The organism is Streptomyces sp. NPDC053426 (assembly GCF_055585405.1).
This window is the reverse complement of sequence record NZ_JBVJKE010000001.1, coordinates 748,959-773,529: the sequence shown is the minus strand read 5'-3', so window position 1 is coordinate 773,529 and position 24,571 is coordinate 748,959. Positions and strand designations below refer to the sequence as shown.

27 protein-coding genes are annotated in these 24,571 nt (G+C 73.0%); 16 read left to right on the top strand and 11 right to left on the bottom strand.

Annotated elements, in window-relative coordinates; all coding sequences use genetic code 11:
• Window positions 1-61: 61 nt before the first annotated feature.
• On the bottom strand, window positions 62-487 hold the full coding sequence (dtd, locus tag ACZ62B_RS03380) for a D-aminoacyl-tRNA deacylase (protein WP_030864202.1): 426 nt from the start codon (window positions 485-487) through the stop codon (window positions 62-64).
• A 177-nt stretch (window positions 488-664) separates the two neighbouring features.
• Here dtd and ACZ62B_RS03375 point away from each other — a divergent pair, with 177 nt between their 5' ends.
• Together ACZ62B_RS03375 and ACZ62B_RS03370 are read left to right on the top strand one after the other, a co-directional pair.
• Window positions 665-1,297 (top strand): RsiG family protein, encoded by a 633-nt coding sequence (locus ACZ62B_RS03375; protein WP_344559606.1) that lies wholly within the window; start codon window positions 665-667, stop codon window positions 1,295-1,297.
• Between the two features lie 56 nt (window positions 1,298-1,353).
• Window positions 1,354-2,610, top strand: a complete 1,257-nt coding sequence (locus ACZ62B_RS03370; protein ID WP_468885266.1) for a GNAT family N-acetyltransferase — start codon at window positions 1,354-1,356, stop codon at window positions 2,608-2,610.
• 175 nt (window positions 2,611-2,785) lie between these two features.
• Here the strand turns inward: ACZ62B_RS03370 and ACZ62B_RS03365 are convergent, their stop codons facing one another.
• Complete coding sequence (locus tag ACZ62B_RS03365; protein WP_149552237.1) at window positions 2,786-2,971, bottom strand: hypothetical protein; 186 nt, start codon at window positions 2,969-2,971, stop codon at window positions 2,786-2,788.
• Between the two features lie 180 nt (window positions 2,972-3,151).
• Between ACZ62B_RS03365 and ACZ62B_RS03360 the strand changes: the two genes are divergently transcribed.
• Entirely contained in the window at window positions 3,152-4,060 is a 909-nt protein-coding gene (locus tag ACZ62B_RS03360) for a FadR/GntR family transcriptional regulator (RefSeq protein WP_469689193.1), read from the top strand.
• Between the two features lie 59 nt (window positions 4,061-4,119).
• On the opposite strand, the gene ACZ62B_RS03355 is transcribed toward ACZ62B_RS03360, so the two are convergent.
• A complete protein-coding gene (locus tag ACZ62B_RS03355) occupies window positions 4,120-4,308 on the bottom strand; it encodes a hypothetical protein (protein ID WP_344559600.1) in 189 nt (62 codons plus the stop codon).
• Between the two features lie 160 nt (window positions 4,309-4,468).
• Here ACZ62B_RS03355 and ACZ62B_RS03350 point away from each other — a divergent pair, with 160 nt between their 5' ends.
• From ACZ62B_RS03350 to ACZ62B_RS03330, 5 genes are all read left to right on the top strand, one after another.
• Entirely contained in the window at window positions 4,469-5,350 is an 882-nt protein-coding gene (locus ACZ62B_RS03350; protein ID WP_344559598.1) for a winged helix-turn-helix domain-containing protein, read from the top strand.
• Window positions 5,350-6,111 carry an HAD family hydrolase gene (locus ACZ62B_RS03345; RefSeq protein ID WP_344559596.1) on the top strand — a complete coding sequence of 254 codons (762 nt, stop codon included), beginning with the start codon at window positions 5,350-5,352 and terminating at the stop codon, window positions 6,109-6,111. Before ACZ62B_RS03350 ends, ACZ62B_RS03345 begins: the two co-directional genes overlap by 1 nt.
• Window positions 6,112-6,286: 175 nt before the next feature.
• Window positions 6,287-7,390: a phosphotransferase gene (locus tag ACZ62B_RS03340; RefSeq protein WP_468721973.1), complete on the top strand. Its 1,104-nt coding sequence runs from the start codon at window positions 6,287-6,289 to the stop codon at window positions 7,388-7,390.
• Between the two features lie 81 nt (window positions 7,391-7,471).
• Window positions 7,472-8,098, top strand: coding sequence for a TetR family transcriptional regulator (locus tag ACZ62B_RS03335; RefSeq protein ID WP_468885271.1), 627 nt, complete (start codon window positions 7,472-7,474; stop codon window positions 8,096-8,098).
• A 40-nt stretch (window positions 8,099-8,138) separates the two neighbouring features.
• On the top strand, window positions 8,139-10,166 hold the full coding sequence (locus tag ACZ62B_RS03330) for a HelD family protein (RefSeq protein WP_469689192.1): 2,028 nt from the start codon (window positions 8,139-8,141) through the stop codon (window positions 10,164-10,166).
• Window positions 10,167-10,173: 7 nt separating this feature from the next.
• On the opposite strand, the gene ACZ62B_RS03325 is transcribed toward ACZ62B_RS03330, so the two are convergent.
• Window positions 10,174-11,061, bottom strand: coding sequence for an NAD(P)-dependent oxidoreductase (locus ACZ62B_RS03325; RefSeq protein WP_344559588.1), 888 nt, complete (start codon window positions 11,059-11,061; stop codon window positions 10,174-10,176).
• 50 nt (window positions 11,062-11,111) lie between these two features.
• Between ACZ62B_RS03325 and ACZ62B_RS03320 the strand changes: the two genes are divergently transcribed.
• Both ACZ62B_RS03320 and ACZ62B_RS03315 read left to right on the top strand, forming a co-directional pair.
• Window positions 11,112-11,456: a winged helix-turn-helix transcriptional regulator gene (locus tag ACZ62B_RS03320; RefSeq protein WP_468885274.1), complete on the top strand. Its 345-nt coding sequence runs from the start codon at window positions 11,112-11,114 to the stop codon at window positions 11,454-11,456.
• A 167-nt stretch (window positions 11,457-11,623) separates the two neighbouring features.
• Window positions 11,624-12,847 (top strand): aminotransferase class V-fold PLP-dependent enzyme, encoded by a 1,224-nt coding sequence (locus tag ACZ62B_RS03315; protein ID WP_468885275.1) that lies wholly within the window; start codon window positions 11,624-11,626, stop codon window positions 12,845-12,847.
• An 8-nt stretch (window positions 12,848-12,855) separates the two neighbouring features.
• Here the strand turns inward: ACZ62B_RS03315 and ACZ62B_RS03310 are convergent, their stop codons facing one another.
• The 3 genes from ACZ62B_RS03310 to ACZ62B_RS03300 all read right to left on the bottom strand — a co-directional run bounded on the left by ACZ62B_RS03310 (window position 12,856) and on the right by ACZ62B_RS03300 (window position 15,469).
• Window positions 12,856-13,440, bottom strand: coding sequence for a DinB family protein (locus ACZ62B_RS03310; RefSeq protein ID WP_468721983.1), 585 nt, complete (start codon window positions 13,438-13,440; stop codon window positions 12,856-12,858).
• 280 nt (window positions 13,441-13,720) lie between these two features.
• Window positions 13,721-14,353 carry a VOC family protein gene (locus ACZ62B_RS03305; protein ID WP_469689215.1) on the bottom strand — a complete coding sequence of 211 codons (633 nt, stop codon included), beginning with the start codon at window positions 14,351-14,353 and terminating at the stop codon, window positions 13,721-13,723.
• 591 nt (window positions 14,354-14,944) lie between these two features.
• Window positions 14,945-15,469, bottom strand: a complete 525-nt coding sequence (locus tag ACZ62B_RS03300; RefSeq protein WP_344559580.1) for a P-loop nucleotide/nucleoside kinase family protein — start codon at window positions 15,467-15,469, stop codon at window positions 14,945-14,947.
• A 121-nt stretch (window positions 15,470-15,590) separates the two neighbouring features.
• On the opposite strand from ACZ62B_RS03300, the gene ACZ62B_RS03295 reads away from it, so the two are divergent.
• From ACZ62B_RS03295 to ACZ62B_RS03285, 3 genes are all read left to right on the top strand, one after another.
• Window positions 15,591-16,154, top strand: coding sequence for a helix-turn-helix domain-containing protein (locus ACZ62B_RS03295; RefSeq protein WP_344559536.1), 564 nt, complete (start codon window positions 15,591-15,593; stop codon window positions 16,152-16,154).
• Between the two features lie 78 nt (window positions 16,155-16,232).
• Window positions 16,233-16,841 carry a hypothetical protein gene (locus ACZ62B_RS03290; RefSeq protein ID WP_344559534.1) on the top strand — a complete coding sequence of 203 codons (609 nt, stop codon included), beginning with the start codon at window positions 16,233-16,235 and terminating at the stop codon, window positions 16,839-16,841.
• A gap of 128 nt (window positions 16,842-16,969) precedes the next feature.
• Complete coding sequence (locus ACZ62B_RS03285) at window positions 16,970-17,302, top strand: DUF2516 family protein (protein WP_344559748.1); 333 nt, start codon at window positions 16,970-16,972, stop codon at window positions 17,300-17,302.
• A 117-nt stretch (window positions 17,303-17,419) separates the two neighbouring features.
• Here ACZ62B_RS03285 and ACZ62B_RS03280 read toward each other — a convergent pair whose 3' ends face one another.
• The 3 genes from ACZ62B_RS03280 to ACZ62B_RS03270 form a co-directional block, all read right to left on the bottom strand.
• Window positions 17,420-18,787: a PP2C family protein-serine/threonine phosphatase gene (locus ACZ62B_RS03280; RefSeq protein ID WP_344559532.1), complete on the bottom strand. Its 1,368-nt coding sequence runs from the start codon at window positions 18,785-18,787 to the stop codon at window positions 17,420-17,422.
• A gap of 338 nt (window positions 18,788-19,125) precedes the next feature.
• Window positions 19,126-20,220: a C40 family peptidase gene (locus tag ACZ62B_RS03275; protein ID WP_344559530.1), complete on the bottom strand. Its 1,095-nt coding sequence runs from the start codon at window positions 20,218-20,220 to the stop codon at window positions 19,126-19,128.
• A 204-nt stretch (window positions 20,221-20,424) separates the two neighbouring features.
• The gene (locus ACZ62B_RS03270) at window positions 20,425-21,279 is read right to left on the bottom strand and encodes a class I SAM-dependent methyltransferase (RefSeq protein ID WP_382052500.1); all 855 of its coding nucleotides are present in this window, start codon (window positions 21,277-21,279) and stop codon (window positions 20,425-20,427) included.
• A 206-nt stretch (window positions 21,280-21,485) separates the two neighbouring features.
• Here ACZ62B_RS03270 and mshA point away from each other — a divergent pair, with 206 nt between their 5' ends.
• Together mshA and ACZ62B_RS03260 are read left to right on the top strand one after the other, a co-directional pair.
• The gene (gene mshA / locus ACZ62B_RS03265) at window positions 21,486-22,823 is read left to right on the top strand and encodes a D-inositol-3-phosphate glycosyltransferase (protein WP_344559528.1); all 1,338 of its coding nucleotides are present in this window, start codon (window positions 21,486-21,488) and stop codon (window positions 22,821-22,823) included.
• Entirely contained in the window at window positions 22,816-23,334 is a 519-nt protein-coding gene (locus ACZ62B_RS03260; RefSeq protein ID WP_344559526.1) for a type III secretion system chaperone family protein, read from the top strand. The genes mshA and ACZ62B_RS03260 overlap by 8 nt, the downstream gene beginning before the upstream one ends.
• Here the strand turns inward: ACZ62B_RS03260 and ACZ62B_RS03255 are convergent.
• A complete protein-coding gene (locus tag ACZ62B_RS03255) occupies window positions 23,288-24,097 on the bottom strand; it encodes a helix-turn-helix domain-containing protein (RefSeq protein WP_469689191.1) in 810 nt (269 codons plus the stop codon). The genes ACZ62B_RS03260 and ACZ62B_RS03255 overlap by 47 nt on opposite strands.
• Between ACZ62B_RS03255 and ACZ62B_RS03250 the strand changes: the two genes are divergently transcribed.
• The gene (locus ACZ62B_RS03250; protein WP_344559522.1) at window positions 24,096-24,563 is read left to right on the top strand and encodes a DUF2000 domain-containing protein; all 468 of its coding nucleotides are present in this window, start codon (window positions 24,096-24,098) and stop codon (window positions 24,561-24,563) included. The two genes, ACZ62B_RS03255 and ACZ62B_RS03250, sit on opposite strands and share 2 nt — an antisense overlap.
• Window positions 24,564-24,571: the final 8 nt, after the last annotated feature.

Sequence of the window (24,571 nt, the reverse complement as noted above, 5' to 3'; positions counted from 1 at the left end):
CGGCCCCGAGCCGTACGGCTCGGACCTCCAGCCGTACGGCTCAGATCTCCAGCCGTACGGCTCAGATCTCCAGCAGGACGGTGAACGGGCCGTCGTTGGTCAGCGACACGCTCATCTTCGCGCCGAAGCGGCCCGTCGCCACCGTCGCGCCCAGCGCGCGCAGTTGCGCGACCACCTCGTCGACCAGCGGCTCGGCGACATCGCCGGGGGCGGCGGCGTTCCAGGTGGGGCGCCGGCCCTTGCGGGCGTCGCCGTAAAGAGTGAACTGGCTGATCACCAGCAGCGGGGCGCCGAGGTCGCTGCACGACTTCTCGTCCTGGAGCATCCGGACCGACCAGAGCTTGCGGGCGAGCTGCGCCGCCTTCTCCTTGGTGTCCTCGTGGGTGACGCCGACGAGGACGCACAGCCCCTCGCCCTCGATCGCCCCCACCGTCTCGCCGTCCACGACCACGCTCGCGCCGTCGACCCTCTGCACCACTGCTCGCATACGACCATCATGCCGGTCGGCGAACAGGCGGCCGACGGCGGCCCACGGGGGACCCCGGTCGGGCTATTTTTACTCCTTAGCGCCCATCTGGGGCGGATCGGGGGCACTCGCTCACAATGCGGCCGCTTGGGGTGGCACGATGCTGGCACATGCCGGTCGAGGGGACGGTTGAGGCGTATGAGCACACCAGGGATCGGACAGCAGCTCGAGGCTGTCTCGTCGGCCCAAGCGGGAATCGGGGAACGGGAGTTCTGCCGGCCGCCCACACAGCGCACGGACAGCCCGGTGCTGTCCGAGGACCGGGCGGTGCACGATCTGATCGTGCTCAGCCTGGCCGAGCTGCGGACGGTGCGGCGCGACGCACAGCGTGACGAGGCCGACCTCAGTTACGTACGGCGGCTGCTGCAGGGGCGGATCGACATCCTGCGGGCGGAGCTGGCCCGGCGCCTGCCCCAGGAGGCGCCCTCGGTCCTCGCGCCGGGGGAGGTGTCCGTCGTCGAGCGGCTGGGGGAGATCCTGCGGGACACCCCGGCCCGGCACCGTTCCTCCGCCCGGCACGTGACGCTGGGGACGCCGCAGGGCGAGGAGTACCGGCGGCTGGCGGCCGAGACGCTCGCCGAGGTGGAGCTGTCCGACCTGGGCGCCCGCACGGACGGGGAGCTGAACACCGCGATGGGGCGGCTCGTGCTCTGCGAGCAGCAGGTGTCCCGGCGGCGGCAGCGGCTGCAGCGTACGGCCGACGAGTGCAGCGCGGAGATCGCGCGCCGGTACCGGGACGGGGAGGCGCAGGTGGACGACCTCCTCGTGTGAGGGAGTGGGCGAAAACCTCTTCGACACCCGGCGCGCGGCCGACCTACCGTGGGCCCATGACCTCCCGCGCCGACGTCGACGTACGTCCGATCACCGAATCCGAGTTCGCCGACTGGCAACGGGCCATGAACGTCGGGTTCCTGCGGGAACCCACCCTGTCCGAGGAGATCCTCGACGCGCGCCGGGCGCAGTTCACGCCCGGCCGGTCGCTGGGGGCCTTCGACGGCGGGCGGTGCGTCGCGACGTTCCGGTCCTTCGCACAGGAGCTGACGGTGGTCGGCGGGGCGACCGTGCCCGCCGACGCCGTCACCAACGTCACCGTCACCGCCACCCACCGGCGGCGCGGGCTGCTGACCCGGATGATGGAGCGGGACCTCGCCGCCGCGAAGGAGCGCGGGGACGTCGTCGCGACGCTGATCGCGGCCGAGTACCCGATCTACGGCCGGTACGGCTTCGGGCCGGCCACCACGGCGGCCGAGTGGACGATCGACGTGCCGCGCGCCGGTCTCGACCCGCGCCGGGCGGGCCCTCAGGACGGCGGCCGGGTCGACCTCGTGGACGCGGAGGACGTCCGCAAGCTGGGCCCCGAGCTGCACGAGCGGCTGCGCCGCACCCAGCCGGGTGTCGTCAGCCGGGACGAGCTGTGGTGGCGGGTGACGACGGGGGCGGTGCGCTTCTGGCCGACCTTCCAGGAGCCGTACTACGCGGTGTACCGCTCGGCCGGCGGCGAGGTCGAGGGCATGGTCGCCTACACGGCGGACGACGACTGGGGGGACAGCAAGCAGCCGTTGAACACGGTGCGGGTGAAGTGGCTGACCGGGGTGACCCCGGCGGCCGAGCGGGCGCTGTGGCTCTACCTGTGCTCCATCGACTGGGTGGTGAAGGTGAAGAGCGGCTGGCGGGCGCCCGACGACCTGCTCCCGCACCTCCTGCCGGACCCGCGCGCCGCCGCCGTCACCACGCAGGCGGACTGGCTGTGGGTGCGGATGCTGGACGTCGTACGGGCCCTTCAGGCGCGGACGTACGGGGCCGCGGGGTCGCTGGTGCTGGAGGTGGCCGACCGGGCCGGTCTGGCCGGGGGCCGCTACCGCCTCGAGGCGTCCGCGGACGGGACCGGGGTCTGTGCGCCGACCGGCGAGAGCGCCGATCTGACGCTGGACGTCGCCGAGCTGTCCGTGCTGTGGCTGGGGGACGAGTCCGCGGTGCGGCTGGCCGCGCTGGGCCGGGTCCGGGAAGAACGAGCGGGCGCCGCCCGTCAGGCCGACGCCCTGCTGCGTACTTCCAGGCGACCGTGGTGCCCGGACGTGTTCTGAGCGCTGTCGCTCCCGCGCTCCTGCTGCCTGCCTCCTTCCGACGGCGACGGGTGGGTTCTCATCCGTAGCGAGCTGTTCGGTTGTGGTTGTGGTTGTTGTGCGGGTGGTGCCCGTCGGCGGGACTCCCGGCTCCCCTCCGGAAGGGAGCCCGGCCGGCGGTCCGTGCGGTGTGCCGTCAGCCGGACTGGGCGAGCAGCATCACGAGGATGACCGCGCCGATGCCGCTGATCATGGTGTTGCGTGCCTTGATGCCCACGGTGAGGGCGACGAAGGCGATGATTCCCATCGGCCCGTACTTCCACTGGACGAGTTGCTCGAACCCGATGGCCAGGGCCGCGAGGGCGATGGCGATGAGCGGCATGGCGGTCCCCCTTGTTGTCCGTGGCTCCCGACCCCTTCCCCGTTGGCCAACCCTTGGAGCGGCCAACCAGGTTGCAGGAGTTGGTTACCAACTTGCTCTTAGTTATAGCCACTTGGAAGAGTCTTATAACCACCCTTCGCTGAACTGCCCGAAGATGGCGGGAAGTTGTAGGGTTCTGTCGTGGACCCGGAACACGTCTCCGTCAATGGACGGAAGAAGCCGCAGCGGCCACAGAGGACACACCGCGAGGTGGCCGACGAACTGCGCGCGCGGATCAGGTCCGGGGCGCTGCAGCCGGGCCGGCGCATGCCCACCCAGGCCCAGCTCGCCGCCGAGTTCGGCGTGGAGCGCCCCGCGGTGCGCCAGGCGCTGCGCATCCTGCAGTCCGAGCAGCTGCTCACCAACGTCTCCAAGGGCGCCCCGGCGACCGTCGCCGCGGACCCCGGCAGGGCGCTGACCGGCCCCTCGGCGCCCCCGCTGCCCACCACCGTGGGCCTCGCGCCCAGGATCGCCGCCGCCTTCGAGGCCGAGCACGTCGAGATCGACGCCGTCTGCCTGACCTCGATCTCCCTCACCCTGGCCCTCGGGGAGCCGCTGCGCCAGATTCACTCCGGGCGGCTGAAACCGGCCAAGGTCGACCTGCGGGTGCTGCTGCCCAGCCGGGACATCGACCTCGCCTTCCCGGTGCCGGTCGAGGGGCGCGGCGGCGACGAGGACCCGGTGCACGATCGGTGGCTGGCGCAGCGCAACGCCCAGGGGCAGGTGCTGCGGCACAATCTGCTCGCGCTGCGCGCCACCCACGGCATCGACGTGCGGGTCTCCTTCCGCGCGCTGCCGTTCACCCCGCCGGTGAAGCTGTACCTGCTCAACGGGGAGGAGGCGCTGTTCGCCTACTACACGCTGGCGCGCGGCAAGGCGCAGATCGACCAGGAGTACCTGGAGACGTACGACGCGCAGGGCATCCGGTCCCTGCTGTTCGGCTTCGAGCAGGGGCCGGGGCTGAGGGACACCGCGTTCGTGGAGCAGTCGCAGCTGTGGTTCAACGCGCTGTGGGAGACGATCAGCTCGGAGCTGGTGCTCACGGGCTGACGTCTCCCACGGGTCCGGTGCGACGGCGGCTTCTCACGGTGGCTCCTCACGGCGGCTCCTCACAGGGCGGGCCTCGCCACCAGCAGCGCGAGCAGGACCGCTCCGGCGGAGCTGACGCCCGGCCGGTTGGACCTGATGCCTATGGTGAGCAGCAGCAGGCCGAGGATGCCGGCCGCGCCGTACCTCCACTGGACGAGCTGCTCGACGGTGACGACCAGGACGGCGGAGACGAGGGCGAGGACGGGCATGGCGTGTTCCTCCTTCGGGTGTGCGGGCCGGAACTGCGGAACCAGAGAGCTGCCAACTTGGAGAAGTTGGTTGCCAACTCTGTATATGTTGTCCCCACTTGGCCCCTACTCACAAACAACTTTCAAACAACTCCCTTCAGATGGATCAAAGTTGTAGCGTTTGGTCGTGACCCAGGAGAACGTGGCAGTGAACGGCAGCAGCAGAGTCTCGCCGCAGGAGATCGCCGACATCCTGCGGGAACGCATCCGGTCCGGTGAGCTCAGGACGGGCGACCGCCTGCCCACCCAGGCGGAGCTGGCCGAGGAGTTCGGCGTGGAGCGCGGCACCGTTCGCCAGGCCCTGCACACCCTCCGGGAGGACGGCCTGCTCACCAACCAGGGCAAGGGCAGCCCGCCGAGGATCGCCGAACCGGCCTCCGCCCTGGAGGAACCCCAGCCGACGATGGTGGGGCTGGCGCCGCGCCTGACGGACGCGTTCTCGACGGCCCACGTGCGGATCGACGCGGTGTGCCTGACCGCCGAGAGCCTGATGCTGGCGCTGAGCGAACCGGTCCGGCACATCCACGAGGGCCGCACCCGCCCCGAGTCGGTCGACGTCCGCATCCTGCTGCCCTCCCGGCGGATCAACCTGGCCTTCCCCGTCCCGGTCGAGGGCCGGGACGGCAACGACGACCCGGTCCACGAGCGGTGGCTGGCCCAGCGCAACGCCCAGGCCCGCGTGCTCCAGCACAACCTGCTCGCGCTGCGCGCCACCCACGGCGTCGACGTGCACGTCTCCTTCCGGGCCCTGCCGTTCACCCCGCCGGTGAAGCTGTACCTGCTCAACGGGGAGGAGGCGCTGATCGGCTACTACATGCTGACCCGGCGCGAGGAGGAGTGGGAGAGCCACACCCTGGAGATGTACGACGCCCTGGGCTCCCAGTCCCTCCTCTTCCCCTTCGTCAAGCGGGACGGGCAGCGGGAGCGGGCGTTCGTGGAGGAATCCCAGAAGTGGTTCGACGCCCTCTGGGAAACCATCACGACGGACCTGACACTCTCCTAGTGACTTCTGAGACGAAGCGGACTGACGCGGTGACGGCCGGGAAGCGGAACGAGACCGGGACCGACGACGAACCGGACGCACTGCGGCACCTGATCGAAGGCGCCCGGGTGGTGCTGTGGGACTTCGACGGTCCCGTCTGCCGCCTGTTCGCGGGCCACTCGGCGGAGCGGGTGGCGAACGACCTGGCGTCCTGGCTGGAGAGCCGGGGCCTGCACGGCCTGCTCACGGACGCCGAACGCGAGTCCTTGGACCCGCACTTCGTCCTGCGCGCCGTCGACCGCCGGCACCCCGGCAGCGACCTGGTCGCGGAACTGGAGGAGCGGCTCACCCAGGAGGAGCTGCGCGCCACCGCCTCGGCGATGCCCACCCCGTACGCCGATCCGCTGATCCGCACCTGGACCGCGGTGGGCTCCCGGCTGGCCGTCACCACCAACAACTCCCCGCGCGTGGTGCGCGAGTACCTCGCCTCCCGCGGTCTCGGTGCCTGCTTCTCCCCCCACATATACGGCCGCACCCAGGAACTGAGCCTCCTCAAACCCGACCCCCACTGCGTCCACCGGGCCCTGAACGCCATGGGCGCCGCCCCCGCGACCGCCCTGCTGATCGGCGACGCCCCGACGGACCTCCTCGCCGCACGGGCGGCCGGCGTTCCCTTCCTCGGCTACGCACGCAACGAACGCAAGGGCAAACTCCTGCGCGACGCGGGCGCCACGACGGTCGTGGACTCGCTGGAACCGGTTCTCCGGCTGCTCCGCCACTGATGGCCTGCCCGGGAGCGCGTCCCGGGCCGTGGCGTCGTGCGTCCGTGGGCAGGGCGCCTTCGGGGGAACGCGTGCGGTGGACGGACGGGTCCGGCGGGAAGCGCGGTGGTGGCGGGGGTAACGTACTGCCACTTCTGTGACCCGCGGAAGGGTCCAGCACGCGAGAAACGGGCCCATGACACCCGAAACACCTTCCCTTGCCCGGCGGCACGCGATCGAGGCGTGCGGGAATCCGGGTGCGGTCGAGGGACCGCTCCAGGGCTATCACCACGAGACCTATGTGTTCCCCCTGGGCGACGGGGCGGGGGCGCCCGCGACGACACGATGGAAGTGCCGGGAGCCGCGCGCCGGTCTGCTCTGGTTCGACCGGCGGTGTTTCGACTCGGAGGAGCAACTCCTGACCGCGCTGAGCGGTCGGATCAGCAGCATCCCGGGCATCACGGAATTCGGCGGCTTGCGCCTGCAGCGGTTCATCGAGGGCCGGACGCTGGGCGCGCTGAGGAGGTCCGGTCTTCCGATTCCCGGCCCGCTGCTCCGACAGGTCGTCGGTCTCTTCCGCGAGCTGGCCGGAGTGAGGCCGGAGACGCTCGTCGTCAAGCGGCGCTGTGAAGCCAGGGACCGCCCCCGCGACGGTGACACCAACGGGTTCCTCGATCGGCTCGTCTCCTTCACGGAGGAAAGCGTCTACCTGTCGAACCTCGACGAGTTCGCGGCGCTCTTCGACGAACTCGGCGTGAGGGCCGACGCGTTCGAGAACCTCAGGGAGCACGTGTCGGGCCTGGCGGAGCGGCCCTTCTGTCTCCTCCACGCCGATCTCCACCGCGAGAACTTCATCGTCGACTCCGGGCAACGGCTCTGGACCATCGACTGGGAGCTCGCGATGGTCGGCGACCCGCTCTACGACCTGGCCACCCACCTGTATCTCATGCGCTATCCGGAGTGGCAGGCTCGCAGGCTCACCCGGCACTGGGTGAGCACCGTCGAAGACGTTCGCCCCGGCGGCTCGGAGGGCTGGCAGCGCGATCTGGGGCTGCTGATGGACTTCAAGAAGGCCCAGTCCGTGTTCACCGACGTCATCCGCGCGGCCCTGGCGCTGGGCCCCGGACAGGGTGCCGACCGGCGCCGGCCGGAAGACACGGGAAGGAAGCTGCGCCGCGTCCTGACCGAGGCCGCCGGCCCGCTGGGCCTCACCTCCGTGCCGGCCCCGGACCGTATCGCGGACGCCCTCGTACGCTGGCGCGGGGAGCACGGGGAGGCCGGAGACGTCTTCCCGGGCTGACCCGGGTACGCGTCGTCATGCGGGCCGGCGCGGCCGAGCGGCCCGCCGCCGCCCCGGAGGACGTGTGCGTAGGCTCGCCGCATGAGTGAGATCGGCCTGCGGGAGCGCAAGAAGCGGCGGATGTACCGGACCGTGTCGGACACCGCCATCCGGCTCTTCCTGGAGCGCGGTTTCGACGCCGTGTCCGTCGCCGAGGTGGCGGCCGCGGCCGAGATCTCCAAGCCGACGCTCTTCCGGTACTTCCCGGCGAAGGAGGACCTCGTCCTGTACCGGATCGCCGACCACGAGGGCGAGGCCGCCCGGGTGGCCGCGGAGGGGCCGGCGCCGGTCGAGGCGCTGCGGCGGCACTTCCTGGACGGACTCCGGCGGTGCGATCCGGTCACCGGGCTCAACGACGATCCCGAGGTACTGGCCTTCCACGCGCTGCTGTACGGCACACCGGCGCTGGTCGCGCGGCTGTACGGGCATCTGGAGCGGTCCGAGGACGCGCTGGCCGGGGCGCTCGGCGGCGGGCTCGACGCGCGGCTGGCGGCGGGGCAGATCATCGCCGTACGGCGGATCCTCGCGCAGGAGAACTGGCGGCGGATCGCGGCGGGGGAGCGGGTCGAGGACGTACGGGAGGACGCGGTGGCGGCGGCCGGGCGGGCGTTCGGGGTGCTGGAGGAGACGCTGCCGCGATTGCGGGACCGAGCGAAAGACACCGAGTAAAAAATGTAACTCGGTTGCTTTATTCGGTACGCTCGGTGGAATGACACCACCCGAGCCCGCTCTCGACCAGGAACGCGCGCACCACGACCGCTGCCGCACCGCCCTCGCCGCCATGGCCGACGGCGCCGACGAGCGGGTCGTCACCGGCGAGGACGTCTCCGCCTCCGGAGCCGACGCCGAGGTCCTCGGGTACCGGTTGCGCAGCCACGCCAAGGAGCTGCGGGAACTGCCCCCGGGTCCGCTGTTCTTCGGGCGGCTGGACTTCGCGCGGGCCGGCACCGGTCACCCGGGGCAGAGCTACCACGTCGGACGGCTGCGGATCACCGAGCACCCCGCCGCACCGCCCCTCGTCGTCGACTGGCGGGCGCCCGTCTCCCGCGCCTTCTACCAGGCCACCGCCCGCGACCCGCAGGGCGTCGCCGTACGCAGGCGGTTCGGCTGGGCACCCGGCAGCCGGGGCGACTCCGCCGACCTGACCGGACTGGAGGACGAACACCTGGAGCGGGGGGAGGAGCGGGTCAGCGGCATCGTCGCCCGGGAGATCGAGCGGCCCCGCGTCGGCCCCATGCGGGACATCGCGGCCACCATCCAGCCCGAGCAGGACGACCTCGTCCGCGGGGACCTGGGCCTGACCGTGTGCGTGCAGGGCGCCCCCGGCACCGGCAAGACCGCCGTCGGCCTGCACCGGGCGGCCTACCTGCTCTACACCCACCCGCAGCGCATCCGGCGCGGCGGACTGCTCGTCCTCGGCCCCAACCGCACCTTCCTCTCCTACATCGCCGAGGTCCTGCCCGCCCTCGGCGAGACCGGCGTACGGCAGTCGACCCTCGCCGAGGAGATCGCCCGGCACCCGGTCACCGGCACCGACGACGAGCGCACCGCCGTCGTCAAGCACGACGCCCGGATGGCCGAGGTGCTCCGCAGGGCCCTGTACGCGCGGGTGCGTACCGACCGGACCGACTCCCTTGCCGTGCCCGACGGTTCGTACCGCTGGCGCCTCGGACCGGAGGAGTTGACGCGGATCGTGACGGACGTACGGGCCGAGGAACCGCCGTACGGCGTCGGACGGGAGCGGGTGCGGGCCCGGATCGTACGGGCCGTGCGGGAGCGGGCCGAGCGGCGCAGCGGTCCGCGCGGCACCGCCTGGGCGCGCCGGATCGAGCGGTCGCGGCCGGTGTCGGCGTACGTCGACACCGTGTGGCCGCGTGCGCGGGCGGAGGAGGTGGTGGCCGGGCTGCTGGGCGATCCCGGGGCGCTGGCCGTCGCCGCCGAGGGGGTGCTGGACGCCGGGGAGCGGAAGGCGCTGCTGTGGACGGGGCCGCCGCGGTCGTGGAAGTCGGCGCGCTGGTCGGCCGCGGACCTGGTGCTGCTCGACGAGGCCGCCGGGCTGGTCGAGCGCCCCGAGGGGTACGGGCACGTCGTGGTCGACGAGGCCCAGGACCTCTCCCCGATGGAGTGCCGGGCCATCGCCCGCCGGGCCGCCTTCGGCTCGCTCACCGTGCTGGGCGACCTCGCGCAGGGGACGACCCCCTGGGCGGCCCGCTCGTGGCCGGCGGTGCTGCGGCACCTGGGGAAGCCGGACGCGGCCGTGATCCCGCTGACCACCGGCTTCCGGGTGCCGCGGGCGGTGGTCACGCTCGCCAACCGGCTCCTGCGACGCCTCGACGTCGACGTCCCGGCGGCCCGCTCCCTGCGCGGCGACGGCGAGTTGAGCATCCGGCGGGCCGCCACGCCGGGTGAGGTGCCGGACGCGGTCGTGGCCGCCGTACGGGACGCGCTGGAGCGGGACGGATCCGTCGGCGTCGTGGCGGCGGACGCGGACGTGCCCCGGCTGCGACGGGCGCTGGCCGGGGCAGGGGTGGAGGCGTCGGGTCCGGAGACGCTGGGCGCACGCGTGGCCGTGGTGCCGGCGAGCGTCGTCAAGGGCCTGGAGTACGACCATGTGGTGGCCGTCGAGCCCGCGGCGATCGCGGAGGCGGAGGAGCGGGGGCTGCACCGGCTGTACGTGGTGCTGACGCGGGCGGTGTCCCGGCTGGAGGTGGTACAGGCGCGGGAGTTGCCCTTCTAGCCCTCCGTCAGCGGTGGGCGATCACCTCGACGACCCGGCTGAAGCCGTCCCCGCCGTGCCCCCGCGCGATGACCCGGCGGGCCTGGCCCTCGATCACCCGCATCACGCTCGCGTCGATGCCGTGCGCCTCGGAGGCGTGCACGATGTGGTCCATGGTCGAGGCGGCCGAGGTGATCGGGTTCAGGTCGCCCGAGTACGTGCCGGCGTCGATGTCGGCCGCGAACTCGGTGAACAGCGGGGGCAGGATCGCGGCGATCCCCTGGGCGAAGGGAGCGAGTTCCGTCGCGGTGACGCCCTCCGCGCGGGCCACGGCGATGGCGTGCGTGTAGCCGGCCATCGCCGTCCAGAAGACGTCGAGCAGCGCGACGTCGTACGCCGCCGCCCGGCCGATCTCCTCCCCGAGGTGGGTGTGGCCGCCGCCGAGCGCCGCAAGCACGGGCCGGTGCTCCCGGTACAGCTCCTCGGGGCCGCTGTGGAGGAAGACCGCGTCGTCCGTGCCGATGGTCGGCGCCGGGGTCATGATCGCGCCGTCCAGGTAGCGGATGCCGTGTCGGCCGGCCCACTCGTCCGTGTCCCGGGCGCGGCCGGGGGTGTCGGCGCTCAGGTTCACCACCGTACGGCCCTTGAGGGCGGCGGTGACGGCGTCCTGGCGCAGTACGGCGTCCGAGGCGTCGTAGTTCACCACGCAGACGACGGTCAGCGGGGAGGCGGCGACCGCCTCCTCGGGCGAGGACGCCGCGACCGCGCCCCGGCCGGTCAACTCGGCGTCCCGGCCGGGCGTGCGGTTCCAGACGGTGGTGCGCACCCCCGCGTCCAGGAAGGCGCCGGCCAGCGCGCGGCCCATCGGGCCGAGCCCGAGGACGGTGACGGAGGGCTGGACGGTGTGCTCAGACATGGGTGAACTCCCTTAATGTTTATCGCAATTACTGAAGAAGGGGGCACGGCATGGTGCACCGGCGCCACGATCCGGACGTCTGCGGGGTGACCGCCGCGATCGCCGTGATCGAGGGCAAGTGGAAGACCACGCTGCTGTGGCTGCTGGAGTCCGGCCCGCACCGGCCGGCCGCACTGCGCCGGAAGGTGCCGGGCCTCACCGAGAAGGTGCTGACCCAGGCGCTGCGTGAGATGGAGGCGGACGGGCTGGTGCACCGGGAGGTGCACGACGTACTGCCGCCGAAGACGGTCTACTCCCTGACCGGGTTCGGCCGCGAATTCGCCGAGGCGCTGGCGCCGCTGTCCGACTGGGGCCACCGCCGGCTGGAGATGCTGTCCGAGGCCCCGGCCTCCTGACCGCCGGTTGTTTCCGCTCCCTTCCTGTCCGGCGCCCCGCATCCAGGTTCGCCGCACGCCGCCACGCTGCCAAGTACGCACAAAAAAGTGCGTATGCCGACGTCAGGACGCCCCGTGCGATCGTGTGGTCGAGTCGGTACCCGATGTTCCTCGCGGAGGGGAGTCTTATGAGTGAGACCGAGGTCAGCGCCGCGCCCCGGCCCCTGCTGCTGGCCGACGGCCGGCCGGCGGCGCGGGCCTGGTCGCTGGACCCCGCCCTGCGCCATCTCAACCACGGGTCGTTCGGTGCCGTACCGCTGGCCGCCCAGGAGCGGCAGCGGGAGTTGCGTGCGCGGATGGAGAGCGCGCCGGTGGTGTGGTTCCCCGAGCTGCCGCGGCGGCTCGCGGCGGCCCGGGTCGAACTCGCCGCCTTCCTCGGCGCGGACCCCGGCGACCTCGCCCTGGTGCCGAACGCGAGCGCCGGCGCGAGTGTCGTGTACGCCAACCTGGAGCGCCGGGGCGGCGGGGAGATCGTCGTCACCGACCACGGCTACGGCGCCGTGACGATGGGCGCCGAACGGCTGGCCCGCCGCTGGGGCGGCCGGGTGCGCACGGCCAGGGTGCCGCTGGACGCCGGTGCGGAGCAGGCGTACGAGGCGGTGATGGCCGAGGTGGGCGAGGACACCGGGCTCGTCGTCGTCGACCAGATCACCTCGGCCACCGCCCGCCGGCTGCCGGTGGAGCGGATCGGCGCGGAGGTACGGCGGCGCGGGGTCCCGCTGCTCGTGGACGGCGCGCACGCGCCCGGCCTGATCGCCGCCCCGCTCGAAGGGCTGACCTGCGACTTCTGGACGGGCAATCTGCACAAGTGGGGGTGCGCCCCGCGCGGCACCGCGGTCCTGGTGGCGCGCGGTCCGCTGCGGGACGGGCTGTATCCGCTGATCGACTCGTGGGGCGCCGCCGATCCGTACCCCGACCGTTTCGACCAGCAGGGCACGGTCGACGCGACCAACCACCTGGCCGCCCCGGCCGCCCTCGACTTCGTCGACCGCACCTGGGGCTGGCCCGCCGCCCGCCGGTACATGGACGAGCTGGCCGGTTACGGCGCGCGGGTCGTGGGTGCCGCGCTCACCGAGCTGACCGGCGCGGACGCCTCCGTCGACGTCGGTATGCCCGTGCCGGGCATGCGGCTGGTGCGGCTGCCCGACGGGCTCGCCGACAGCCGCGTCGCCGCCGACGCGCTGCGCGACCGGGCCCCCGCGGAGCTGGGCGTCGAGGCGGCGTTCACCAGCTTCGGCGGGGTCGGCCATCTGCGGCTGTCCGCGCACGTCTACAACACCGCCGAGGACTACGAGTACTTCGCCGAGCGGTGCGTTCCCGTGCTCGGCGAGTGGGCCCGCGCGGCGCGGTGAGGGGTTGGTCAGGCTTCCCGGGCCGCGCGCTCCAGACGGTTCCGGTAGGCCTCCCACCAGGCCGGGTCGTCCGACGGCAGGCTGGTGTTGGTCTCGTTCATCCCCACGGCGCCGTCCATGAGTTCGCGGAGGATGTCGGCGTGGCCGGCGTGCCGGTGGGTGTCGGCGATCACCCGGACCACGGCGTGGTGCAGCGTCAGTTCGTCCCTGCCGTCCGGCCACCACGGCACCCTGCCGGCGGTGTCCAGCGGCAGCGCCTCGATCGTCGCGTCCGCGTGCGCCCACGCCCGGCGGTACAGGCCGATTATGTCCTCGCGCGACTCCTCGGCGGTGGCCCACATGTCCCCGTTCGGTTCCGCCCCGTCCGCGAGCCAGGGCAGCGGCTCACCGGACGGCCGGCCGAAGGTGTCGCCGAGGTAGCCCAGTTCCACCCCGGCCGCGTGCTTCACCAGGCCCAGGAGGTTGGTGCCGGTCGGCGTCAGCGGGCGGCGGACGTCGTACTCGGGGAGGCCCTCGAGTTTCCACAGCAGTGCGTCGCGGGCGGACTGGAGATAGAAGAGGAGGTCGGTCCTGGCGGTGTCGGGTGGGGTCATGCGGGTCAGTCTGCCGTCGCGCACAAGGACGCGCCCACGCATTTCGTCCGCCTCGCGCCAGGCCTGGACACGCCCCGGCCGGACGAGGAAGCACCGGTGGGACTCGTCGGGTCGGCGCGGGCCGGACCAGGTCGTCCGCCGGCAGGCCGCGGCCGGTGACCGGGGCACGCCGTCCCGTCCCGGAGGAACGGGAGCGGGACCGTACGGACGCCGTACGGGGTGCCCGAGGGTGCCGCCGGAGGCCGGCGTCGTTCCCGGGTCTCGCGCGGCGCAGCCTCCGTCACGGTGTCATGACGGCCGGTGAGGCGGCCTCCCAGGCGAACCCGTCCGGGTCCGTGAAGGCACCCGCGCCGCCGCCGATCACCAGCCGGTGCGATCCGCTCCCCTCCGCGGAGACGCCGAGGTCCTTGGCGAGGGCGCGGCGCCGGTACAGCGCCAGCTTGACGGGGCTCGACTCCCCGCCGGCGAACTCGACGTACGTACGGCCGAAGCTCTTCGCCACGGTGAGGCCCCGCTCGACGTAGAACCGCTTGCTCGCGGCCACGTCCGCGACGCCGAGCAGCAGCACGATCTCGTCGATCCGCCGGGTCGCGGGGCCCCGGTCCCTCTTCGCCGAGGTCGCGACCTTCCAGATCGTCCCGTCCGGGGCCTGTACGACACCGCCGTACCCCCAGAGCGACTTCGCGGCCGGCTTCAGCGGTACGGCGCCGGCCTCCACGGCGGTGCCGATGAGGCTGTCCACGTCGGCCGGCCGGGACACCGTGAGCCCCAGCGTGAACCCGCGGAACCCGCTCGTGGCCGCCTCCGAGGCCCGCAGCCCTATCCGCGGGCCCAGCCCGAAGGCGGCGGACTGGAACCGGCGTGCGGCCTCGGTGTCGGCCACGTCGAGCGTCACACTGTCGATGAACGTCATGCCCTCCACGCTAGGAGTCCTCCGCCCGCGGAGGCTTCTCGATTCCTGACCGGTCCTCCCCGGCCTCGGCGCGGCCGTCCGTACCGGTCCGGCGGCGTCGTGACCGTGACGCCGCCGGGGCGGCGCGGACGGTTGCATGCCGAGGCCCATCACGTAGCCGACGATGCTGTCCTCGTGGCCGTGCTGGAAGCGTTTGATCACGCGCTGGACGGGCCAGATGACGGAGCCGTCGGGGAGGCGGAGCGTGAGGTCCACCTCGCTGTGCGGGTCCTCGGCGTCGGTCTCCCAGGCCCCGCCGGCACTGCGTCGGACCGTCTCCCCCAGGTAGGCGCCGAGGGCGAACAGGCGCGCCTTCAGGTCCGTCGCGAGGAGGCCCCCGGCCACCGCGATCCCGTGGTCGCTGTGCTCGGCCATGAAGCGCTCGACGTCCCGCAGGCTCGTGGGCGTGAAGTCCGCCCGGTACCCGGAGCTGTTGAGCGCGCGGGCGATCCAGGCGGCGCTGGTGCGGACGTCGTCCAGGAGGTCCCGTGCGTCGGCGGCGGTCGCAGTCATGTCCGGGATCCTCGCCGATGGCACTGACAATCGGGCGGCTCAGCCCTTGACGGCCTCCGCGATCCGCAGGGCCGCCTCGGCGGGCGTGAGGTGCGTGGTGTCGACGACCTCGGCCTCGCGGTGCAGCCAGGTGCGGGCCGCCTCGGCGTAGGGCTCCAGGTGGCTGAGGCGGAACGGGGAGTCCGGGCCGAGGACCGTGTCCCCCGCGATGCGCCCGCGGAGGGTCTCCCGGTCGGCGTGGAGGACGAAGTGGCGTACCGGGATGCCGTGCCGGGCGAGGCCCGCGCCGATCTCGCGCCAGTACTCCTCGACCAGGACGGTCATGGGCATCACCAGGGTGCCGCCGGTGTAGTCGAGCACGTGGCGGGCGGTCTCGACCACGAGCGGCCGCCACGGCGGCCAGTGCTGGAAGTTTCCCGTCCAGGGCAGCCCCGGCGTGATGTCCATGAGCGTCTCGCCGACCTTCTCGGCGTCGAACACCCGTGAGTCCGGGAGCAGCCGCTGCACGAGCGCGGCGGTCGTCGTCTTGCCCGCGCCGTGGGTGCCGTTGATCCATACGATCATGGCCCCCACGCTAGTGCCCCGTCCGGTACGGCTTCGGTGTTCTCCGGGATCCCTCTGTGCCGTGGCGCACTATTGCAAGCGGGTGCTTGCAATAGTTAGCGAGGTGGGGCACGGTGGAGGCATGGCATCGCTCAACGTCGGCAATCTCGGTGAGTACCTGCGCGAGCAGCGGCGCAGTGCGCAGTTGTCGCTGCGGCAGCTCGCCGACGCCGCCGGGGTGTCCAATCCGTATCTCAGCCAGATCGAGCGCGGACTGCGCAAGCCGAGCGCGGAGGTGCTGCAGCAGGTCGCCAAGGCGCTGCGGATCTCCGCCGAGACGCTGTACGTCCGGGCCGGGATCCTCGACGCCGAGCGGGACCGGTCCGAGGTCGAGACGCGGGCCGCCGTCCTCGCCGATCCCACGCTGACCGAGCGCCAGAAGCAGGTGCTGCTCCAGATCTACGAGTCGTTCCGCAAGGAGAACGGGTTCGGCGGCGCCGAGGACGGTGAGGCGACGGAGGATCCCGGGGCGGCGGAGCCGGCCGGGGTGTCCGAGGCCGCCGGCGCGCGTACCCGCGCGGTGGACGCTCCGGACGGCGGCACCGCGATACGCCGGAGCCGTACGGCCGACGGCGGTACGGCCGCCGAGCGCCGCCCCCCTGCGGGCGGCGGCGGTGACAAGGGGCCGCGGCGGACGGCCGGCTGAGCCGGACCAGGGCGCCGGCCGCCCGCCGCGGACCACACAGAACCCTCAGCCGAAAACGAATCCGGGAGGACCATCACCATGGCCATCACCGACGACCTGCGCAAGACCCTCAGCGACCCGACCCCGCTCTACTTCGCCGCCGGCACCGCCGACCTCGCGCTGCAGCAGGCCAAGAAGGTGCCGGCCCTGGTGGAGCAGTTGCGCGCCGAGGCCCCGGCCCGTATCGAGGCCGTGCGCAACACCGACCCCAAGGCCGTCCAGGAACGGGCGACCGTCCGGGTCCGGGAGACGCAGGAGAACCTCCAGAGCAAGGTCGGCGAGCTCTTCGGCTCGCTCGACACCGATCTGAAGAAGCTCGGCGAGAACGCCCAGGACCTCGCGCTGCGCGGGGTCGGCATCGCCGCCGAGTACGCCGTCAAGGCCCGGGAGGCCTACGAGAAGGTCGCCGAGCACGGCGAGCAGGCCGTGAAGACCTGGCGCGGCGACGCCGCCGAGGGCATCGAGGAGATCGCCGTCGCCGTCGAGCCGGCGGCGGCCGAGCCGAAGTCCGCGTCCCGGCCGGAGCCGGTCGAGGTCAAGGACGACGCGCCCGCCGCCGAGTCCGCCGCGGCGAAGAAGCCCGCCGCCGCCAAGAAGGCCCCGGCGCGCAAGACCACGGCGAAGAAGACGACTCCGCCCGCGAAGTAGACGGGACGGAACCGGACGGGCCGGGCACTCTCGCGGTGCCCGGCCCGTTGTCCGGGTAGCCGGCCGGTGGTTGCGGGTACGGTGACGGCGTAGAGGACGAGCCGAGTCTGGTGGTGGACGTTGTGCTGATGCAGGGCTTCAACGGGTTCATGTGGCTGCTGAGCATGGCCCTGACCGTGTACTGCTGCTTCGCGCTGATCGACGCCGCCACGCGCCGTGAGGACGCCTACCGCGCGGCCGACAAGAAGACCAAGCCCTTCTGGCTGATCATCCTCGGCATCGCCTTCGTGGTGAGCGTGCTCTTCCCCATCCTGTCGTTCCTGCCGATCATCGGGCTGATCGCGACCATCGTGTACATGGTCGACGTCCGCCCCGCCCTCCGCGGCCTGTCCGGCGGCGGGCGCTCCCGCAGGGGCTCCAGCAGCGACGGTCCCTACGGGCCGTACAACGGCGGTCGCTGATCCGGAAGCGGGCCCGTGCCCCTGGGAGGGGCGCGGGCCCGTACCGCCGCGCGGGCGCGGCCGGTCACGACGGGCCGGCACCCGGCACCCGGCGCACTCCGGACGGCGGGCTTCCGCTCACACCGCCCGGTCCAGCAGCAGCACCGCCACGTCGTCCGTCAGCTCGCCCCCGTTGAGGTCCCGGACCTCGTTGACGGCGGTCCGCAGCAGCTCCTCCCCGCGCAGCCCCTCGGAGAGCTGGCGGCGGATCATCTCCACCATGCCGTCCTGGCCGAGCCGCTCCCCGGTGTCGCCGACCTTGCCCTCGATCAGGCCGTCGGTGTAGAGCATCAGGCTCCACTCGGCGCCCAGCTCCACCTGCATCCGCGGCCAGCGGGCGCCCGGCAGCAGACCGAGCGCCGGGCCGTTGTTGTCGTACGGCAGCAGCCGTGCGGGACGGCCGGGGCGGGCGAGCAGCGGTGACGGGTGGCCGGCCAGGCACAGGCCCGCCCGGCGGCCGTCCGGGGCGATGTCCACCGTGCACAGGGTCGCGAAGATCTCGTCGTCCGACCGTTCGTGCTCCAGCACCTGCTGGAGTGTGCCGAGGAGCTGGTCGCCGCAGAGTCCCGCCAGGGTCAGCGCGCGCCAGGCGATGCGCAGCTCCACGCCGAGCGCGGCCTCGTCCGGGCCGTGCCCGCAGACGTCGCCGATCATGGCGTGCACGGTCCCGTCCGGGGTGCGGACGACGTCGTAGAAGTCCCCGCCGAGCAGGGCGCGGGAGCGGCCGGGGCGGTAGCGGGCGGCGAACCGCAGCGGGGAGCCGTCCAGCAGCGGGGTGGGCAGCAGGCCGCGTTCCAGCCGACGGTTCTCCTGGGCGCGCACGCGGCCCTCGGCGAGCCGCCGCTCGGCGGAGTCGGACCGCTTGCGCTCCACCGCGTACCGGATCGCCCGGCTCAGCAGCCGGCCGTCCAGCTCGTCGCGGACGAGGTAGTCCTGGGCGCCCACCCGTACGGCCTCGGCGCCGCGCTCGGTGTCGTCGGCGCCGGTGAGCGCGAGGACGGCGTGCCGGGGCGCGAGCTCCAGGACGTGCTTGAGCACGGCGAGCTCGTCGTCACCGGCGCCCGCCCGGCCGGGCGCGGGCAGCGCGAGGTCCAGCAGGATGCAGTGGACGTCGTGGGTCAGCAGCCGCTCGGCCTCGGTGAGGTTGCGGGCGGTGCGGACGCGGATCGGCTTGCCGGACTGGTCGAGCAGCTCCGGCACGATCGGCGACCCGCCGGGGTCGTCCTCGATCAGCAGCAGGGTGAGGTTGGTGTGGGCGGCCGTCTCGGCCCGGTCCGGCGCGGTGCCGGTCCGGTCCGCGGTGTGCTCGGACGGGGCCGCCGCGCGCGGGGCCGTCGCCCTGGCCTCCGAGGAGTCCTGGGCGGGTCCGCCGTTCGGTGCGGCGGTCGGCGCCTGACCACCTTCCGCGGCCGGGGTCGCTCTCTGCCGCGGTACGGGTGCGGGCATTGTTGCGGGTTCCTTCCCTCCCCCCGAGGGCACGGTGGGGGCTTCGGCCACAGGCCTGTGTCCTGCTCCCACCTCCGGGTGCGAGCAGGGGATCGCCCCCTTCGAACGGGGACCATAGCGGCTGACGGCGCCGCAGCGGAATGGTGTGAACCACGCCGCTCCACCATCGGCCCCCGTCATATGCCGCGTTTGCTACCGCACTTGGACAGGCCGAAGACGTCACGGGAATGACGAACGTCACGCCCGCAGGGGGTTTGGCGGAAAGATCGACGTGTACTGGGTCACGTGGCGTAGGTCACCGGGGTGTTGAGCGGCCGGGGCGGGAGGGCGCGAACCGCTCAGTTCGCGTCCGCGTCCGGCCGTACCACCCCGAGGATCGGCATCGTTCCGGCCCCCGCGAGCGTCACCGTCCGCCCCGGGCGCGGGGCGTGCACGATCATGCCGTCCCCGACGTACATCCCCACGTGGCTGGCGTCGTCGAAGTAGATGACGAGGTCACCGGGGCGCATGTCCTCGATGTCGACGCGCTTCAGCTGCTTCCACTGCGCCTGCGAGGTGCGCGGCATGCCCCGCCCGGCCGAGATCCAGGCCTGGGAGGTCAGTCCGGAGCAGTCGTACGTGTTCGGCCCCTCGGCGCCCCACTGGTACGGCTTCCCGATCTGCGCGGTGGCGTACGCGACGGCCTTCGCGCCCTGCTCCGTCGCCTTGCCCCTGATCTCGTCGAGGATGCCGGAGCCCAGCCACGAAGCCTGCGCCTCGGCGGCGGCCCGCTTCTCCAGCAGGGCCAGGCGCTCCTTCTCCACCTGCTCCAGCTCGGACTCGACCTTCTCGGCCGCCTCGATCCGCTTCTCGATCTTCTTCTGCGCCTCGGCCTTGGTCTTGCGGCCCGCCTCCAGCTTCGTCATCTGCGCTTCGGCGTCCTGCGCGTACTGCTCCAAGTCCTGCTGGGTGCGGGTCATTTCCCCGAGCAGGCCCTTGGCCGCGTGCTCGCCCTGGCGCACCCGGCCCGCGCCGTCGAGGAAATCCTGCGGGTCGTCGCTCAGCATCAGGTGGGCCTCGGGCGGCAGCCCGCCGCCGCGGTACTGGGCGGCGGCCGCGGCACCCGCGCGGGCCTTCAGCTCGTCCAGTCTCTCCCGGCCCTCGACGATCTTCTTCGCCAGCCGGACGATCTGGGCGGACTGCTGCCGCGCCTTCTCCTCGGCGGCGTTGTACTCCTCGGTGGCGACGGCCGCCGCGCGGTAGAGCTTGTCGAGCTTCTCGCGTACGGCCTCGAGCTCCTCGTCCTGGTCGCCGACCACGGTGACGCTCGCGGTCGTGCCCGGGGACGGCGGGGGAGCGGGAGCCGCGAACGCCGTACCGGGCAGCGCCAGTACGGTGACCGCGCAGACCACGGTCACAGCCGTCGTGAGCAATCCGCGCTTGGCCGTCTCCATGACTCGCACCCCCGTTGATTAACCGTCAGTAACATATGGTCGCCCGGTGGATGCTGCCATGCCGACGCGCGAAACGACAGAGGGAGTACTTCCCGTCCCCCGCTTCCCGGCGCCCTCCGGCATCCCCGGCGTGGTGATCATCCCGCCCGTGTGACGAACGACTCACGCGGATCGTTCCCGCTCCGCGTCACCACGGAGCCACCGTCACCCCCGTGGCGCCAGCGCCTCCCACCGCACCGTCACTTCCCCCTGCCGCCACCGGCCCGGCCCGTCCGACACCGGCCAGTCGGCCGTGAGGTCCCGCACCGCCCGGATCCAGCGCTGCCGCGCGCCGTACGAGGCGTAGGGCGCGGCGGCGGCCCAGGCGCGGTCGAAGTCGCGCAGGAAGGCGTGCACCGGTTCGCCCGGCACATTGCGGTGGATGAGCGCCTTCGGCAGGCGTTCCGCCAGGTCGGAGGGGCGCTCCAGGGAGCCGAGGCGGGTCGCGAAGGTGACGGTGCGCGGCCCTTCGGGGCCGAGGGCGACCCATACGTGCCGGCGTCCGATCTCGTCGCAGGTCCCCTCGACCAGCAGCCCGCCGCGCGAGCCGGTCGCCGGGTCGGCGGGGGCGAGCCGCGCGCACAGCCGCCGCCACACGGCGGCGACCTCGGCCTCGTCGTACTGGCGCAGCACGTTCGCCGCGCGGACCAGCACCGGCCGTCCGGGGACCGGGACCTCGAAGCCGCCGCGGAGGAAGGCCAGCCCCTCGCGCTCGTAGGGCCGTGCCGCCGCGACCCGGGCCGGTTCGATCTCGACGCCCGTCACGCGCGCGCGGGGTGCCGCGGCGCGCAGCCGGTGCAGCAGTTCGACCGCCGTCCAGGGGGCCGCGCCGTAGCCGAGGTCGACGGCGACGGGATCGGCCGCGCGGCGCAGTTCCGCGCCGTGCGTGGCGGCGATCCAGCGGTCCATGCGGCGCAGGCGGTTGGGGTTGGTGGTCCCGCGCGTCACCGTGCCGACGACGGTGGTCCCCCCGCTCGAGCGCGGCCGAGAGTGGGGGAGGGGGGTGGCGCGGGCTGTCATACGGACGAGTATGCGGGTACCCGCGAACGGCACCGATGAGGGTGACGCGACCCGCTGTCGAACGGTTGAGCGATCATCGGTAATGATTCGGTAAAAACCCGAACCGGAGACGTCGTCCGGAAATGGGGACGCGGTTTTCGGACGTTGACGTCGCCGAGGGCCGCACACCCTCCGCCAGCCATGCCCGCAGCGAGGAGGAACGCCACGTGAGCCAGTACATCGCGAGGCTCGGGCGGCGCTCCCCCGCCGCCTCCCCGCGGCTGCGGCTGCACCGCAGGCCCCGCCGCGTGGCGATGCTCTCCGTGCACACCTCCCCGCTCCACCAGCCGGGCACCGGCGACGCGGGCGGCATGAACGTCTACATCGTGGAGCTCGCGCAGCGCCTCGCCGCGATCAACATCGAGGTCGAGATCTTCACCCGCGCGACCACCGCCGCCCTCCCGCCCACCGTCGAACTCGCCCCCGGCGTCCTCGTCCGGCACGTCGACGCGGGCCCCTACGAGGGCCTCGCCAAGGAGGAGCTGCCGGCCCAGCTCTGCGCCTTCACCCACGGCGTGATGCAGGCCTGGGCCCACCACCGCCCCGGCCACTACGACCTGGTCCACTCCCACTACTGGCTCTCCGGCCACGTCGGCTGGCTCGCCGCCCAGCGCTGGGGCGTCCCCCTGGTGCACGCCATGCACACCATGGCCAAGGTCAAGAACGCCAACCTCGCCGACGGCGACACCCCCGAGCCCGCCGCCCGCGTCATCGGCGAGACCCAGATCGTCGCCGCCGCCGACCGGCTGATCGCCAACACCGCCGAGGAGGCCGACGAACTCGTACGGCACTACGCGGCCGACCCCGGCAAGGTCGCCGTCGTCCACCCCGGCGTGAACCTGACCCGCTTCCGCCCGGCCGACGGCCGCGCCGCCGCGCGGGCCCGCCTCGGCCTCCCGCAGGACGCCCTGATCCCGCTCTTCGCGGGCCGCATCCAGCCCCTCAAGGCCCCCGACGTGCTCCTGCGCGCGGTGGCCGCCCTGCTCGGCGAACGCCCCGAGCTGCGCTCACGCATCTGCGTCCCCGTGGTCGGCGGCCCCAGCGGCAGCGGCCTCGCCAAGCCGGAGGGGCTGCAGAAGCTCGCCGCGCGGCTCGGCATCGCCGACGTCGTCCGCTTCCACCCGCCCGTCGGACAGGAACAGCTCGCGGACTGGTTCCGCGCGGCGTCCGTGCTCGTCATGCCCTCCTACAGCGAGTCCTTCGGACTGGTCGCCATAGAGGCGCAGGCCGCCGGCACCCCGGTGCTCGCGGCAGCGGTCGGCGGCCTCCCGGTGGCCGTACGGGACGGGCACACCGGCTTCCTCGTCCAGGGCCACGACCCCGACGCCTACGCGCGCGTGCTGCGCGACTTCGCCGACCACCCGCACCTCGCCGACCGCATGGGCGAGGCCGCCGCCCGGCACGCCCGGTCCTTCGGCTGGGACGCCTCCGCCGCGGCCACCGCCGACACCTACACGGCCGCGACCCAGGCCCACCGCCGTCACGTACGCTCCCACCATGGCTGACAAGGCGACGGAGGCAGCGCGGGTCATCGAGGGTGTCCTGAAGGACGCCGAGCTGGAGTGGGAGAGTCCCGCGCCCGGCAGCTACGTGGTGAAACTCCCCGGCACCCGCAAGCTCTCCACCACCGTGTCCCTGATCGCCGGCCGGCACACGCTCTCCCTGAACGCCTTCGTCATCCGCCACCCCGACGAGAACGAGGCCGGCGTCCACCGCTGGCTCCTGGAGCGCAACCTCAAGCTCTTCGGCGTGAGTTACGCCGTCGACCCGCTCGGCGACATCTACGTCACCGGCCGCCTCCCCCTGGCCGCCGTCACCGCGGAGGAACTCGACCGCCTCCTCGGCCAGGTCCTCCAGGCCGCCGACGGCAGCTTCAACACCCTCCTGGAGCTGGGCTTCGCCTCGGCGATCCGCAAGGAGTACGACTGGCGCGTGTCGCGCGGCGAGTCCACCCGCAACCTGGACGCGTTCACCCACCTGCTTCAGCGCCCGTCGCCCGGTAGCGACCCGGCGTGACCCCCACCAGCTTGCGGAAGTGCCGGGTGAAGTGCGCCTGGTCGTAGAAGCCGGTGGCGACGGCGACCTCGCTCGGTGAGCGCCCCTCCAGGAGCAGCCGCCGGGCGCGGCCGACCCGGCGGGACATCAGGTACTGGTGCGGCGCGATGCCGTAGGCCCCGCTGAACGCCCGTACGAGATGCGCGGGATGGGCGGACAGCGTCCCGCCGGCCTCCGCCAGGCTCACGCCGTCCACGACCCGCTCGTCGAGCAGCTCCCGCAGCCGCCGCGCGAGCACGGGATCCCGCCGGGGCGCGCCGAGGACCTCCCGGGACCGCAGATGCTCCCGCAACCGCTCCCCGACCAGCGTCAGCCTGCTCTCGGCCTCCAGCTCGTCCCCGGGCCGCACGAGCGCGGAGTGCACCTGTCCGACGCGCCGCCGCAGCAGCGGATCGCGCAGATCGGGCCGGTCGACGGCGGCCCCGATGAGACCGTCGGCGAGATGGTGGCCGTCGAGGTACAGCACCCGCTTGCGGAAGCCGTCGGAGGTGGCGGGGGCCCCGTTGTGCGGGACGTGCGGCGGCAGCAGGGACACGGTGTCGTGCGGGGTGCCGTGCTCGTGCCGGTCGAGGTCGTACCGTACGGCCCCGTCGTCCACGATGAGCAGCGTCCAGGCGTCGTGGACGTGCATCGGGTAGGCGTACTCGGTGAAGCGGGCGTGGAACACCTCGACGACGCCCGGAACACGGGGCCGCCAGGCGGACACGCTCGCCCGGGACGACATGCAAACAACGTACAAGACGCGGGCCGGCCCCGATCGGCAGTCTCAGGGCATGAGCACTCGCTTCGACACGAAGATCGCCGTACTGCTGCGCGAGGACCTGGAGCCCTGGCAGCGCCTCAACGTCACCGCGTTCCTGGTCAGCGGCCTGGGCACCCGGCTCCCGGAGCTGATCGGCGCACCCTACGAGGACGCGGACGACGTGCCGTACCTGCCGATGTTCCGCCAGCCGGTCCTGGTCTTCCAGGGCACGAAGGAAGTGCTGAAGGCGGCCCACGCGCGGGCCCTCTCCCGCGCCCTCCCCCGCGCGGTCTTCACCTCCGACCTGTTCGCCACGGGCCACGACGAGGCCAACCGCGCGGCGGTCCGCGCCGTGGGCACGGCGGACCTGGACCTGGTGGGCCTGTCGCTCCACGGCCCGAGGAACGCGGTGGACAAGGTCCTGAAGGGGGCCAGGATGCATCCGTGAGACGCTGA

Excerpts from the sequence above, each read along its gene's own strand:
- dtd (WP_030864202.1), bottom strand. The coding sequence starts at position 487 with ATGCGAGCAGTGGTGCAGAGGGTCGACGGCGCGAGCGTGGTCGTGGAC.
- ACZ62B_RS03375 (WP_344559606.1), top strand. The coding sequence starts at position 665 with ATGAGCACACCAGGGATCGGACAGCAGCTCGAGGCTGTCTCGTCGGCC.
- ACZ62B_RS03370 (WP_468885266.1), top strand. The coding sequence starts at position 1,354 with ATGACCTCCCGCGCCGACGTCGACGTACGTCCGATCACCGAATCCGAG.
- ACZ62B_RS03365 (WP_149552237.1), bottom strand. The coding sequence starts at position 2,971 with ATGCCGCTCATCGCCATCGCCCTCGCGGCCCTGGCCATCGGGTTCGAG.
- ACZ62B_RS03355 (WP_344559600.1), bottom strand. The coding sequence starts at position 4,308 with ATGCCCGTCCTCGCCCTCGTCTCCGCCGTCCTGGTCGTCACCGTCGAG.
- ACZ62B_RS03340 (WP_468721973.1), top strand. The coding sequence starts at position 6,287 with ATGACACCCGAAACACCTTCCCTTGCCCGGCGGCACGCGATCGAGGCG.
- ACZ62B_RS03335 (WP_468885271.1), top strand. The coding sequence starts at position 7,472 with ATGAGTGAGATCGGCCTGCGGGAGCGCAAGAAGCGGCGGATGTACCGG.
- ACZ62B_RS03330 (WP_469689192.1), top strand. The coding sequence starts at position 8,139 with ATGACACCACCCGAGCCCGCTCTCGACCAGGAACGCGCGCACCACGAC.
- ACZ62B_RS03325 (WP_344559588.1), bottom strand. The coding sequence starts at position 11,061 with ATGTCTGAGCACACCGTCCAGCCCTCCGTCACCGTCCTCGGGCTCGGC.
- ACZ62B_RS03320 (WP_468885274.1), top strand. The coding sequence starts at position 11,112 with ATGGTGCACCGGCGCCACGATCCGGACGTCTGCGGGGTGACCGCCGCG.
- ACZ62B_RS03315 (WP_468885275.1), top strand. The coding sequence starts at position 11,624 with ATGAGTGAGACCGAGGTCAGCGCCGCGCCCCGGCCCCTGCTGCTGGCC.
- ACZ62B_RS03310 (WP_468721983.1), bottom strand. The coding sequence starts at position 13,440 with ATGACCCCACCCGACACCGCCAGGACCGACCTCCTCTTCTATCTCCAG.
- ACZ62B_RS03305 (WP_469689215.1), bottom strand. The coding sequence starts at position 14,353 with ATGACGTTCATCGACAGTGTGACGCTCGACGTGGCCGACACCGAGGCC.
- ACZ62B_RS03300 (WP_344559580.1), bottom strand. The coding sequence starts at position 15,469 with ATGATCGTATGGATCAACGGCACCCACGGCGCGGGCAAGACGACGACC.
- ACZ62B_RS03295 (WP_344559536.1), top strand. The coding sequence starts at position 15,591 with ATGGCATCGCTCAACGTCGGCAATCTCGGTGAGTACCTGCGCGAGCAG.
- ACZ62B_RS03290 (WP_344559534.1), top strand. The coding sequence starts at position 16,233 with ATGGCCATCACCGACGACCTGCGCAAGACCCTCAGCGACCCGACCCCG.
- ACZ62B_RS03285 (WP_344559748.1), top strand. The coding sequence starts at position 16,970 with ATGCAGGGCTTCAACGGGTTCATGTGGCTGCTGAGCATGGCCCTGACC.
- ACZ62B_RS03280 (WP_344559532.1), bottom strand. The coding sequence starts at position 18,787 with ATGCCCGCACCCGTACCGCGGCAGAGAGCGACCCCGGCCGCGGAAGGT.
- ACZ62B_RS03275 (WP_344559530.1), bottom strand. The coding sequence starts at position 20,220 with ATGGAGACGGCCAAGCGCGGATTGCTCACGACGGCTGTGACCGTGGTC.
- ACZ62B_RS03270 (WP_382052500.1), bottom strand. The coding sequence starts at position 21,279 with ATGACAGCCCGCGCCACCCCCCTCCCCCACTCTCGGCCGCGCTCGAGC.
- ACZ62B_RS03260 (WP_344559526.1), top strand. The coding sequence starts at position 22,816 with ATGGCTGACAAGGCGACGGAGGCAGCGCGGGTCATCGAGGGTGTCCTG.
- ACZ62B_RS03250 (WP_344559522.1), top strand. The coding sequence starts at position 24,096 with ATGCAAACAACGTACAAGACGCGGGCCGGCCCCGATCGGCAGTCTCAG.
- ACZ62B_RS03255 (WP_469689191.1), bottom strand. The coding sequence starts at position 24,097 with ATGTCGTCCCGGGCGAGCGTGTCCGCCTGGCGGCCCCGTGTTCCGGGC.